We start from the raw sequence: 12,480 nt of genomic DNA on the forward strand, positions 1-12,480 counted from the left end.
CCCTCCGCGGTCCGGCATAGAATCTCATCAACGCCACCGGAGGTCGTGAAACATTCAACGCGTCCGTTGCCCGATATGGCTCTTTTCTCCATAGTCCTTGTCTTCGTCATCCTCCTGGCCCTCGCGGTGAGCGTCCGGGCCGGCGCGGCCGCGTGGTCCAGGGAGAGCGCCCGCCTGGTTGGACGGCTCGGGGAGCAGGCCGCTGGGCCCGGCGGCGTTTTCAGGGCGGACGAGCTCGAGGGGCTTCCCACGCCGGTGGCGCGCTACTTCCGCCGGGCGCTCACCGAAGGGCAGCCCCTGGTCCGGCGGGTGCGGCTTCTGCAAAGGGGCGGGTTCAACATGAGCGCCTCCGAAGAACGCTGGCGCAGGCTGGAGGCCACGGAGCATTTCCGCACCGGCTCGCCGGGGTTCGTCTGGGACGCCCGCATCGGGATGCTGCCGCTGGTGACGGTACGCGTGCGCGACGCCTACCTCGGGGGCGAGGGCTCGATGTCCGCAAAGCTGCTCTCGCTCTTTCCCCTCGCCCGCGAGCAGGGCAGGGCCGAGCTCGACGCGGGGGCCCTTCAGCGCTACCTGGGTGAGGCCGTGTGGTTTCCGACGGCCCTGCTCCCGAGCCAGGGCGTTCGCTGGAAGGGCATAGATGAGCGGCGGGCCCTGGCCACGCTTGCCGACGGGGGGACGACCGTATCCCTGGAGTTTGAGTTCAGCGAGGAAGGGGACGTCACGGGAGTCTTCACGCCCGCCCGGTATCGCGCGGGCGGCGGGCGGTTCGTCCCCACGCCCTGGGGCGGCCGGTTCGCCGACCACCGGGAAAGGGACGGCATGCGGATTCCCCTGGAAGGGGAAGTGGCATGGTTTCCGCCCGAAGGCAGGTGGCCGTACTGGCGAGGGCGTATCGTCTCCATAGAGTACGAGTATTCGGAGTGACATCGAGGAGGCCGCATGGCCGGGACCGGGAAATCCCCCACGGTCTATACCATCGGGCATTCCACGCGAAGCGCCGAGGAGTTCGTGGCCCTGCTCAGGGAGAACGGGGTCACGCGGCTCCTTGACGTACGCACGCTTCCGGGCTCCCGGCATAACCCCCAGTTCAACGAAGAGGCCCTGAGGAAGACCCTCCGGGAGGCCGGCATCGCCTACGAGCACGTGAAGGGGCTGGGCGGGCTCCGCAAGCCCCGGAAGGACTCCCCCAACACCGGCTGGCGAAGCGCGGGTTTCCGGGCCTATGCGGACTACATGCTCACCGGGGAGTTCGCGGCGCACCTCGATGAGCTGATGGAGCGGGCCGCCCGGGAGACCGTGGCTGTCATGTGCGCAGAGGCGGTCCCCTGGCGGTGCCACCGCTGGCTCCTGGCCGACGCCCTCACGGTGCGCGGCGTGGAGGTGAGGCACATCATGGGAGAGGGCAAGGCTCAGAGGCACGAGCTTACCGGTTTCGCCAAAGTGCGGGGCGGGAAGCTCACCTATCCCGGTGCGTGAACCCCGGGCCTGGGAACACACCGCATCCATAAAGCGTTCAAGAAAACGGGCGGGGCCCCTCGGGGGGCTGAGGGGAAGGCTCATGGTGCGAGAGGGGGGACTCGAACCCCCAAGGGTTTCCCCACTGGATCCTAAGTCCAGCGCGTCTGCCAGTTCCGCCACTCTCGCTGACTGATTTTAAAGGATTTTTCCGGCAAGGTTCAACCGACCGTGACCAAATCGTGACACGAATCGAGGACCTTGACCGAGGATCTCAGGCTCTCCGGGTAATGATGGGCGTACCTCTCCGTCGTCTTCACGGACATGTGCCCCATGAGCTCCTTGACCCGATAGATGTCCACGCCGTTCTGCACCAGCCTCGTGGCAAAGGTGTGCCGGAGGTCGTGGAACCTGAAGTCCTCGATACCGGCCTTCTTCACGCACTTTAGAAAGACGTGACGAAGGCCGTGGCCCGTCATGGCAAAGACCCTGCCGGAAATGTGCTGAACGGTACTGCGGCGAACCAGCATCCGATAAAGGCTGTCCGACATGGGGATGGTCTTCAGCATTCCCCGCTTGGAGGCCTGAACCGTGACAAGGCTGCGCTTGAAGTCGATGTTCTTCCTCCAGTCAAGGGAAAGGATTTCACCCCGTCGGCAGCCGGTCTGAAGGGCAAAGACGATAACATCTTTCAGGTCGTGCGAGTCGGCCCGGGCCAGGAGCCGGGCTTCCTCATCGCCCTTCAACCACCTGTCACGCCTGTTTCGAATTTCCAGCAGCTCTGAAAATTCAACGTCCGCAAAGGGGTTGGCAGATGTCCACTTCCATCTCTTCCTGGCTACATTGAACATGCGTCGGCCCAGCGAATATTCCTGATAGATGGTCGCCGGCGCCGGGCGCTTCTCCGACTCATCCCGGTCAAGGATATAGTCTTCCACGCCCTCGGCCGTGATTTCGGAAAGGGTCATATCGCCGAAGTACGGGAGCAGGTGTTTCAGGGTGTGTTCGTCTCTTTGTCTCTTGTACCTGGACACGTACTTTTCAGCCATCTGGCGAAAGGTTATGGACTTCGCCCTTTCCCTCTCAAACCATCTGTCTTCCTGAACATCGGCAAGTATTTTCGCTTGAACCAACTTTGCCTTCTTCCTGTTGGTGGCGCCCGTTGAGATCCTTTTCCTCACGCCTCTGACGTTGAAAGACACCCACCAGATCCTGCTGTCACTTCTCCTGTAGAGGCTCATTTGATTGCTGTCCCTCCTTTCCGAGCCTCCAGCTTAGCTAATGGATTATACCCCGATCCGACCTGTCTTTTACAGCTTCCAATCCATTCCTGAATGTCTTTCAGGTCAAACCTGAGGCATCCATTGAGCTTGACGCACGGAATCTGGCCCAATTCTGCCCACTGATACACTGTCTTGGGCTTAGCCTTCAGAATCCTTGATATTTCCTGGACAGTTAAGAGTTCCAATAGTTCCTCTTCACTGGAGGCCGACCCTGTGCTTGGCCACCCACACGTGATACCCGATGACACGTGAGAAGTCAGCGGCCGATTCATCGGGCGAGATGGGGCCTTTGCCCGGCGGAAGCATCCGATCTTCGGAAATCAGACAGCTTCCTTACTCTCAGGTTCTCTTTCGTCCCTCATGGACATATTACTCTCCGCTTCGTCTTTTTCCGTGTCGATAAACGTTTCCTGGAAGAGTCCTCCGGGAGCGGCATCTTCATGCACGTGGTGGCCCTTTGGAGGCTTGCCCTCCTCGCCGTCTTCTTTCTCGGAGACTTTCTCGAGGAACAGCCGGTATTTTTTCTGGATAGCTCTCCTGTCCTCGGGGGAGACAGCGGAATCCCTCGGGCACTTTATGGTCAGGATGTATTGCGTTTCGGTCTCCTTGAGGCTGCAGCTTACACTCTCCCGAGGGCCCGTCTCTCTTTCCCTGTACTTTCTGATGGCTACCTTGAAGCCGTGCTCGCCAATGTCGTCGAGGAATCTCTGGAAGGGCGGCGCACCCGCATCTATCGGACTTTCCAGCTTCTCCGCTATCCCTGCCAGGGCCTCGGCCGTCTGCAAGTCGATTTCTGCGGCGCGTTCCTCAAAGAACTCGGCCAGCCTCTCAATGCGATAGACGGCGTTGAAGATCCTCACGTACCTCTCGACGCTCCTTCTGGTGAACCCAACCGCAGCCGCCACCTTGAAGGTGTTGTCGAATTCCTCCATGAGCTTTCCTATGGCTATCGTTTTTTCCACGATGCACAGGTCTTCTCTCTGGATGTTCTCCACGGCCGCCAGGACCTTTACATTGGCCCTGTCGGCGCCTTCTTTGACTATCGCGGGTATGCGGGTCCAGTTAGCCTGCTTTGCCGCCCTCAGCCTCCTTTCACCCGCGATGACCTCGTAATCATACGTTTCGGAGCCGCTTACCCGCCTGACAAGGATGGGCTGGAGCAGTCCGTTGTCCTGGAGGGAACGCGAGAGGAATTTCAGGCTCTCCTTGTCGAACAGCCTTCTGACCTGGTGCGGGCTCTCCCCTATTCTTTCGATCTCTAAGTCGATCACCTGCCCGGGCCGTGCGGGCTCATCCTGGGGCGGCCGGCCTTTCTGCCCCTCCGGAATGCCCAGCATCTTCTTGAGCATGGATGTGCCCTTCCCGGTGGAAACATCCTTTCTCTCCGGCATGGCATCCTCCTGGTTTTTCCGGTCTCCATTCAGATATTACTTTCGACTGTCAAAAAGCAGGTCCAGCGAGTCGATCCTATTAAGAAGGATGCCTTCCGGCGGGGCGCGAAAGCGTCTCGCATGCCCTCCGGAACCCATCTGCATCAGTGCAGTCGAATTCAGCCATCCCCTCAGGGGGGTCGTAAGGGACTTTTCGGGGTTGACACGCACATTATTCTTTTATTGCAAGGAATTCCACGTCCTTGAAAGCGGCAACTCCCCCTCTTCCTGGGTTGCCCGCTCCGTTTCTGGAAAGTGCTCCGTAATATCACTTACATGGCATTCCTCACTGAGCGGGATTTGGACCTGTTTCTGGTGATGAGCCTCGGCGTGGCCAGGCTTGACATGATCAGTCGGTTCCTCAAAGAGGCGGGGTACGAGATAACCGAGAGCGCCCTCCTGAAGAGGCTGTCGATCCTGAAGAAAGCCAGGTACGTAGCAAGCTACCGGTATAACGAACCCACGAAGCACGGTACCTTCGCTGTTTACTCACTGACGGAGAAATCAGTGAGGGAGCTTGCTGCAATGGACCATCCCATCGAATTCATCCGTGCCGGGTTGCCCAGAAACTATTTCATGCAGCACGAGGTGGCAGTCACGGCGGTCCTCCACGCAATGGAAATTGAACGCATCAAGGGGATGTACGAATTTCACTTCCTGGATTCCTCCCGCCTCAAACAGATGGCGGACACACGGTCCCGGAAGAACGTCCCGGACCTGCGCGTGAGCTTCTCCTACCGGGACAAGACCCGTGCAGGGCCCTTCCTCTTTGAAATCGACCTTGGGACCGTACCCATGTTCAAGATGGTCGACAGGATGCGAACGGCTTTGAACGAAGAGGACGTGTCCTTGCTCATCCTGTGCAACCGCAAGTCAAGGATAGATTCGTTCATCTCTGCGTGCAGCCAATCGATATCCCCGGTCTACAAGACATCTGAAAAGGTCTGGTTTGCGTTGCTCAGTGAATTCCGCAAGGGGGGAATGGCTGAAACAAGCTTTATCGGGTTGGACAGCCACCCAAGAAGGCTCTTCTGCCCCGAATGCGGTCTTGCGACATCGTGTCGCCATACCGTCGGCTAGGGCGAACCGGTGACCCGGCGCCAGTAATATCTCAAGAAAGGAGGGCACCCCATGAAGGAGGCCTTCAGGTTTAGCAGCATCAAGGGAACAAAGGTGAAGATAAACGCCAGACGGATAACCTCCGCCTGGGAGGCCCGCAAGCTCGGTCCTTTCTTTCAGGCAGATAAACAGCTCTACTGGGTCAGTCCTGCCAAACGAAACGGCTATGCCGTGAATTCCTACTTCAGGAACTACCCCAAAGGCAGCAGGAGGCGGAGCCTGGCCAGCATCCTGGATGAATGCGCCAAATCGGGTGGCGAAGGCACGGTCCACGAGCTGGCGCGGGAAACCACAAAAGAGCTGATGCGTGAGCGTCTGAACAGCGGAAGGAAAATAGAGTGGCATTTTATCGACAGAAGGGTTTCCGCCTTTCCCCTCGGTGGAGACATCCTGAGCGAAGTGGGCAAAGTGGTGACGGAGCGCAAGGTCGTGACGCCCTTTGGACGGATGTTCCGGCCCGACGTGGCCCTCTTAGGCGCAAAAATCAATGGTGTTCGCCCCCTCCTCGGCATCGTGGAGTTCGAAGGGTCCCACGGGTTCAACTATCTCCGGTGCATGATGCTCAAGAGCCTGGGTTGCCCTCTCATAGCGGTAAATATAAAGGGTCTTCAAAGGGAGGACATTTCAAAGGCCTGGTCTTATCGCATGCTGACCCAAACCTCCCTCAGCGCCCCCGAAGGACGGAGAGGGAATTATATATATCTGCACGAAATGCTCTATCCCGTGTATACGAACATCCCACACCACATAAGGGAAGACCAAAAACATGAATTCATTGTCTTTGCCGAGGACGGCGTCTTCGAGGAACTCCTCGAGAAGCTGAGAGAGCTGAAATGTGTCTTCTGCCTGGAAGACGACCAGGTGCTGATCCAGCAGGACGGAGACGGCCTTGCCGAGGCAGGAAGGATCGTCGGCAGAAGGTGGAGAGAGTACAACCGCAGAAGATACATCAGGGTGGCGCTCGACGTCCCCTTGGAAAAAAGGGGCGGCATCTATCTTCTCCACCTGGCCATGGCCAATCTTCTGAATGCGCAGTACGATACGCTCGTCGGTTACAGATACAGGCGGGATGCACCTGGCGGCGACGAGCGCCTATGGCTCAAGGATGACGGAAACGGGGGACACGTCCGTATCATTCAGAAACACATGAGCGAGCCCTTGAGGCTCATACTGAATGAGCTTTCGTCAGGCAAGTAACACTTTGGCGAGAGCATTGTCGCTCGGGCTTGTCGGTTCCTGGCGAGACCACTGGCGGGGCGCGGCCTCCGAAGGAGTCACAGGCTCACATCGCTCACAGACGATTAAGGGAGAACAGGGACTGTTGTCTGGTGATGATGTGCTTGATGTGACGTCTGAAGCCGAGAGCCCCACTGCTGATACGAAAGATACCCGCCTGGCGGCAAGCGCCCGCTAAGGCGCTGGAAATCAAGAATTCGGGGGGCTGAAATTCCGGAAATTCCCGAAACGGGAAAAACCGGAAAAATGGCCCCCTTCTCAAAGATGGGGGACGGAAATTCCGGAAATTCTCAAAATGAGAAAACCCGGAAAAACCGCCCCCCCTTCCAAGTGCTGGTAAAGCCTATTTATCAAGCACTTAGGCTGTCACCCCCGGCGTCAGGGCCGACTTGGTATTGCCCTCGGAAGCAGTCTTTCCCTAACGCAGCTGGCGACGCAGGAGAACTCCTAGGAGGACCCTGCGTTGCCATGGCGATTACCCCTTCCAAAAGGAGGTCGAGCATCGGCATCCACGCTGCGGCGGTACTGATGGGGACACAGGGGACCGAGGCTCCTCTCATGCATCCAAGGGTTGGACGACGAAAGGGAGAGGCCAGGATAGTTCGTCCTTCCTCTTCGCCTGCAAAAAGGGACAGGGCATGGAGGACAGCATAGCGGCCTTGCTAGAGACCAACCGCTCTGAATGATGGAGATGTTCTGCGATCAGCTCTCAGGCCGTGAGCCCCTTCCCCTGAGACCCTTGGACGGGAAGCACCCGTAACAATGAAGCTTAGGATTGCGGCCTCCACCTGCCACACCACAGTTTCGAGGAACGAAAACAGTTGCGGATTCTATATTGAACTTCATAGAAATCAACCAGCCATGGAAATGTGGATTTGCAATGAAAGTAGAGATTTCCTCATTCCTCGGCGAGGCTTAGAGAGCAGCCCCCAAACTGGCGGCCGCGCTGAATTAAGATTTGTTCAAATCATTGGCTTAAAGTCTTACCTCCGGTCGTGGTTTTAACATAACCGTTTGAATTTGCAGGTATAATGTACTTTCTACTTCTTCACAGTCTGGACTATTCTCGCCTGAGTTGTTTATTCTTAAGCGTCATACCAGATAGTGGCAGAAAAAAGGAGACAGGTTTCGAGACATGAACAGCCCCGATGAGCCGGTCGCCCACATTGCCCAAAGTGGAAGAATCCATCCTCTATTTGAGCATCTTAAGAAGACTGCCGAGCTGGCCGCGGAGTTTGCTGAAGAACTCAACGCTTCCGAATGGGCTAGACTTGCGGGCCTGTGGCATGACATGGGAAAGTATTCCGGTGAGTTTCAAGCTCACATCAGGGGGAAACCTGGCAGGGTAGACCATTCGACATGCGGAGCTGTCAAGGCATGTGAAACATTTGATGTAGCCGGGCGTATACTTGCCTATATTATTGCAGGTCATCATGCTGGCCTTCCCGACTGGCAGACCGAAGCTTCCGGAATGTCGGGACTTGCGCAGCGATTAGACAAGCGCATTCCCACATCCCATCCGCCCGAAGATTTATTGACAAAAAAACTTCCTTTGGAGAAGCCAAGGCCGGGCACTGACCCGTCCATGTGGATAAGGATGCTTTTCTCCTGCGTTGTGGATGCTGACTTCCTGGATACCGAAGCTTCTATGGAACCTGATAGGGGAAAGATTCGAGGCAGGTATCCGGCGCTGGATAAACTTCTCCCGTTATTCAGTGCATATATGGAAAAGAAGACAAAAGAAGCGAATCCTACAGAGGTCAATGCAGTCAGAGCAGAGATACTGAAACAGTGTGTCTCGATGGCATCAGAGAAACCATCCATTTTTTCGCTCACCGTTCCGACCGGCGGGGGCAAGACGCTTTCCTCGATGGCCTTCACCCTAAACCATGCGCTTAAATATAGTAAACGGCGCATAATATATGTTATCCCTTATACCAGTATTATTGAACAGACCGCAGACCAGTTCAAAGACATATTCGGCGACACGGTCCTCGAACACCATAGCAACATCAATAGACCTGAGACAGAAGACGAGACTTTTCGAAAAAGCAAGCTTGCCTCCGAGAACTGGGACGCGCCCATCGTAGTTACCACAACGGTTCAGTTTTTCGAGTCCCTTTACGCTTCTAGACCAAGCAGGTGCAGGAAGCTCCATAACATCGTAAACAGCGTGGTAATTTTAGACGAAGCACAGCTGTTGCCTCCGGACCTTCTTAATCCGATTTTGAAAGCCCTTACGGAGCTTCATAAGAATTATGGTGTGACTCTGCTATTGAGCACGGCTACCCAACCGGCTTTTGGTCCTCACAGTTCTGATTTCAGCTTTGAGGGCCTTCCGGACATGAAAGAAATCATCGAAGACCCTAAATCGCTCCATGAAAAACTGAAGAGGGTAAAAGTAAATGTACCCACCAGCCTTTCAAGTGAAGTCTCATGGGAAGAACTCGCAATGGAGCTTTCAGGGTTTAAGACCGTCCTGTGCATTGTAAACAAGCGTGACGACTGCCGAAAGCTTTACCGCCTGATGCCTGAAGATACGGTGCACCTGTCGGCCCTGATGTGTGGCGCGCATCGCTCTAAGGTTATTGCGGAAGTTAAGCAGCGTCTTAAAGATGGAGTACCGACCAGAGTCGTCAGCACGCAGCTTGTAGAGGCTGGGGTTGACCTCGATTTTCCAGTAGTCTATCGGGCAATTGCGGGATTGGACTCTATTGCCCAGGCCGCAGGCAGATGCAACAGAGAAGGGCTCTTGAAAGAGGGAGAGGTTTTTGTGTTTGTCCCTCAAAGCAAGACGCCTCCTGGGATTTTAAGACAGGCTGCCGAGATAGGCCGCCGACTTTTGGACGAAAGGGTTGATGATCCGCTTGCTCCGGAACAATTTACGGCCTATTTCAAGGAACTCTACTGGATTCACGGCGACAGGCTCGATGCCAAGGGCATTCTGGCGGACCTTGCGCCCGACAGCCAGTTGCGTTTTAGTTTCAGGACTGCGGCCGAGAAATTTCACATAATCGATGAATCGCAATATGCGCCTGCATTTGTCAGGTACGACGAGGGTGAAGAGCTTGTAAATTTACTGCTTAATAAAGGCCCTCAAAGATGGCTTATGAGGAAGCTCCAACGATATGTGGTCAACATACCAAAATATGTGCTGAACATCCTAAAAGGAGCCATGGAGATCGAGGAACCATTTCCGGGCATATATATACAATCGAACATGGGACGCTATGACGAGGCACTCGGCCTCATTTACGATGAAAAGGAATTCAGTCCGGATGACCTTATAGTTTGAGGGCTTGACATCAAACTTCAGTTTAAGTGAAATGTAAGTCCGTTTCGAATGTGTGCGCGCACGATCCGATAGGAGGAAGCCGATAAGCAAAGCAGTCGGCACGTAGTAGCCGCGTGCGGCGAGGCGTCCAATGAAAATCTGACTGCTACCCGGGAATCGGTTTCCTCTCTATTCGGATAAACCGGACGGCGGGTTGAAACAGTTTTAAGTACAATGTGTTTGCCTATGTGCTTACTGATTATGTATGCGCATAGGCACCGCATTAATGAGGAGGTGATTTTATGAACGACCGGACTGGAAAACAAAGCCAGCTGTTCAAGCTCAAGGTATGGGGGCGGAACGCCTGTTTCACGCGACCAGAGATGAAGGTTGAGAGGGTCTCCTACGATGTCATGACCCCAGCTGCCGCCCGAGGGGTGCTTGAGGCCATTTTATGGAAACCGGCCATTAGGTGGCATATTACACAAATCGATGTGCTAAAACCTATTAAGTGGGAGTCGGTCAGGAGAAACGAGGTCGGAGCCGTCATGTCCCCCCGTACTAGTGGTTTGTTCATTGAAGACGAGCGGCAGCAGCGGGCGGGACTCCTTCTGCGGGACGTGGCTTACAACGTACACGCTTATTTTGAGATGACGGAATGGGCAGGGGTCGTGGACAACCTCGCCAAGTTCGAGGAGATGTTCCAGAGGCGGGCCAGGAAGGGACAGTGCTTCCACAGGCCGTATCTGGGCTGCCGCGAGTTCGCCGCCGACTTCGCGCCCGTTAACGGCGACATGCCGACCCCCATCGATGAAAGCCGTAACCTCGGATGGATACTTTATGACATGGACTTCAGCGGAAAAGAACCTATGCCCCGTTTCTTCCATGCGAAGCTTGAAAAAGGCAGCGTAAAGGTTCCGGCCTTTGACAGCAAGGAGGTGAGGGGATGATTCTGCAGGCTCTGACCTCATATTATGGGCGCATATCGGCGTATGACGGCTCCGGCGTTGCCCCGGAAGGCTTTGAGAAAAAAGAGATTCCGTTTATCATTGTCCTTGACCACGATGGGAAATTCAAGGGCATCGACGATACGAGAAGCGGAGAGGGGAAGAAGAAAAGGGCGAGGGAGTTCCTTGTACCGAAGGGCGTAAAAAAATCAGTAAATATCGCAGCCAACCTCTTGTGGGGGAATCCCGAATACGTGTTGGGCAGGCCGAGGCCCGGCACGGAAACTGATGTGAAGAAAGTTGAAAAGGTCAAAGCGCGGCATGCAAGTTTTGTCGAGACGATCGAAAGCCTGGACGTCGATGACAGCGGCGTGTCGGCCGTGCTGTGTTTTCTCAGGGAAGACGATTTTTCGAGCGTCTTTTCGCATCCGTCATGGCCTGAGATAGAAAAGAGCGGCAAGAATGATATCACGTTCCGCCTTGAAGGCGATACCGGACTGGTATGCGAGAGGAATGAGGTAAAAAAGGCGGTCGCATCAATGAATAAAAGAGGAGAGGATGACCGCCTTCAGGCCTGTCTCGTCACGGGCGAAATGGACTCCCCCACCCGTCTCCACACCGCGATAAAGGGCGTCTGGGGCGCTCAGTCAAGCGGGGCGAACATTGTCTCTTTCAACCTCGAAGCCTTTAACTCGTACGGCAAGACCCAGGGCTTCAATGCTCCTGTGGGTAAAAAGGCGGAGCATGCATACACCACGGCGCTGAACAGGCTGTTGGGCAGAGACTCAAGGCGGCGCATACAGGTCGGTGATTCCAGTACCATATTCTGGGCGGATGAGAACAGTGTTATGGAAGATGTTTACGCTGACCTGTTCGGCGAGCCGCCAAAGGAAAATCCGGAACAGATCAATCAGGCGATCCGTGTTCTCTTTGAATCCCCAAGGAGTGGCGCCCCTCCGATCACTGAAGATTACACGAGATTCTACGTCCTCGGCCTTTCGCCAAACGCCTCCCGCGTCGCCGTCCGGTTCTGGTATGCGGGCACGGTCGGTGAGGTTGCGACGAACATCAAGCAGTACTTCGAGGACTGCGCCATCGTGCATGGGAATAAGGAGCCCGAGCACCTGTCTTTGTTCAGACTGCTTGTCTCTACCGCGTTGCAAAGAAAGTCGGAAAATATCCAGCCCAATCTGTCCGGAGAGGTCATGAAGTCCATCCTGACGGGCACGCCTTATCCGGCGACCCTGCTCGCATCGGCGGTAAGAAGGATACGGGCCGAGAGGGAAATAACGTACCCGAGGGCGTCCTTGGTCAAGGCGGTCCTCGTGAGGAATTCGAGATACGAGAAGGAGGTAGGCATGGCATTAGACCAGAATAATACAAACGTGGGCTATCGCCTGGGGCGACTCTTCTCCGTCCTTGAGAAGGTTCAGGAGGAGGCAAGCCCTGGCATCAACGCCACTATCCGCGACCACTTCTACGGTTCGGCCTCGAGCACCCCGGTGACGGCGTTTCCGTACTTGATGAAGCTCAAGAACCATCACCTGGCAAAGCTCGAAAACCGGGGGCGTGCCGTGAACCTCGAACGGCTTATCGGACAAATCGTGGAAGGTGTTGCATCCGCCGGTTTCCCCGCGCACCTTTCGCTTCAGGACCAGGGGCGGTTTGCTGTGGGATATTATCATCAGAGGCAGGACCTTTTTACAAAGAAATCTACCGATGAGGAGGAATAA

The 12,480-nt window shown here is 55.7% G+C and carries 9 protein-coding genes and 1 tRNA gene; 7 read left to right on the forward strand and 3 right to left on the reverse strand.

The genetic code is table 11. The features are described from left to right. Positions 1 to 45 precede the first annotated feature (45 nt). Together P8Y39_03440 and P8Y39_03445 are read left to right on the forward strand one after the other, a co-directional pair. Entirely contained in the window at positions 46 to 927 is an 882-nt protein-coding gene (locus P8Y39_03440) for a hypothetical protein (GenBank protein ID MEJ2191390.1), read from the forward strand. 15 nt (positions 928 to 942) lie between these two features. Beyond that, positions 943 to 1,479 carry a DUF488 domain-containing protein gene (locus P8Y39_03445; protein ID MEJ2191391.1) on the forward strand — a complete coding sequence of 179 codons (537 nt, stop codon included), beginning with the start codon at positions 943 to 945 and terminating at the stop codon, positions 1,477 to 1,479. Between the two features lie 83 nt (positions 1,480 to 1,562). On the opposite strand, the gene P8Y39_03450 is transcribed toward P8Y39_03445, so the two are convergent. From P8Y39_03450 to P8Y39_03460, 3 genes are all read right to left on the reverse strand, one after another. Next, positions 1,563 to 1,647, reverse strand: a tRNA-Leu gene (locus P8Y39_03450). A gap of 32 nt (positions 1,648 to 1,679) precedes the next feature. Then, the gene (locus P8Y39_03455) at positions 1,680 to 2,699 is read right to left on the reverse strand and encodes a site-specific integrase (protein ID MEJ2191392.1); all 1,020 of its coding nucleotides are present in this window, start codon (positions 2,697 to 2,699) and stop codon (positions 1,680 to 1,682) included. 362 nt (positions 2,700 to 3,061) lie between these two features. After that, positions 3,062 to 4,132: a ParB/RepB/Spo0J family partition protein gene (locus tag P8Y39_03460; protein ID MEJ2191393.1), complete on the reverse strand. Its 1,071-nt coding sequence runs from the start codon at positions 4,130 to 4,132 to the stop codon at positions 3,062 to 3,064. Positions 4,133 to 4,447: 315 nt separating this feature from the next. Here P8Y39_03460 and P8Y39_03465 point away from each other — a divergent pair, with 315 nt between their 5' ends. The 5 genes from P8Y39_03465 (at position 4,448) to cas8c (ending at position 12,480) form a co-directional block, all read left to right on the forward strand. Beyond that, on the forward strand, positions 4,448 to 5,251 hold the full coding sequence (locus P8Y39_03465) for a replication-relaxation family protein (protein MEJ2191394.1): 804 nt from the start codon (positions 4,448 to 4,450) through the stop codon (positions 5,249 to 5,251). A gap of 51 nt (positions 5,252 to 5,302) precedes the next feature. Continuing rightward, positions 5,303 to 6,487 carry a hypothetical protein gene (locus tag P8Y39_03470; protein MEJ2191395.1) on the forward strand — a complete coding sequence of 395 codons (1,185 nt, stop codon included), beginning with the start codon at positions 5,303 to 5,305 and terminating at the stop codon, positions 6,485 to 6,487. Between the two features lie 1,174 nt (positions 6,488 to 7,661). After that, the gene (gene cas3, locus P8Y39_03475) at positions 7,662 to 9,821 is read left to right on the forward strand and encodes a CRISPR-associated helicase Cas3' (GenBank protein ID MEJ2191396.1); all 2,160 of its coding nucleotides are present in this window, start codon (positions 7,662 to 7,664) and stop codon (positions 9,819 to 9,821) included. A 281-nt stretch (positions 9,822 to 10,102) separates the two neighbouring features. Next, positions 10,103 to 10,750 (forward strand): type I-C CRISPR-associated protein Cas5c, encoded by a 648-nt coding sequence (gene cas5c / locus P8Y39_03480; GenBank protein ID MEJ2191397.1) that lies wholly within the window; start codon positions 10,103 to 10,105, stop codon positions 10,748 to 10,750. Beyond that, on the forward strand, positions 10,747 to 12,480 hold the full coding sequence (cas8c, locus tag P8Y39_03485; protein MEJ2191398.1) for a type I-C CRISPR-associated protein Cas8c/Csd1: 1,734 nt from the start codon (positions 10,747 to 10,749) through the stop codon (positions 12,478 to 12,480). The genes cas5c and cas8c overlap by 4 nt, the downstream gene beginning before the upstream one ends.

This window comes from Nitrospirota bacterium, assembly GCA_037386965.1.
Lineage (GTDB): Bacteria > Nitrospirota > Thermodesulfovibrionia > Thermodesulfovibrionales > JdFR-86 > JARRLN01.

Coding starts and splice junctions, on each gene's coding strand:
- P8Y39_03470 (MEJ2191395.1), top strand. CDS start 5,303: ATGAAGGAGGCCTTCAGGTTTAGCAGCATCAAGGGAACAAAGGTGAAG.
- cas8c (MEJ2191398.1), top strand. CDS start 10,747: ATGATTCTGCAGGCTCTGACCTCATATTATGGGCGCATATCGGCGTAT.
- cas5c (MEJ2191397.1), top strand. CDS start 10,103: ATGAACGACCGGACTGGAAAACAAAGCCAGCTGTTCAAGCTCAAGGTA.
- P8Y39_03445 (MEJ2191391.1), top strand. CDS start 943: ATGGCCGGGACCGGGAAATCCCCCACGGTCTATACCATCGGGCATTCC.
- cas3 (MEJ2191396.1), top strand. CDS start 7,662: ATGAACAGCCCCGATGAGCCGGTCGCCCACATTGCCCAAAGTGGAAGA.
- P8Y39_03455 (MEJ2191392.1), bottom strand. CDS start 2,699: ATGAGCCTCTACAGGAGAAGTGACAGCAGGATCTGGTGGGTGTCTTTC.
- P8Y39_03460 (MEJ2191393.1), bottom strand. CDS start 4,132: ATGCCGGAGAGAAAGGATGTTTCCACCGGGAAGGGCACATCCATGCTC.
- P8Y39_03465 (MEJ2191394.1), top strand. CDS start 4,448: ATGGCATTCCTCACTGAGCGGGATTTGGACCTGTTTCTGGTGATGAGC.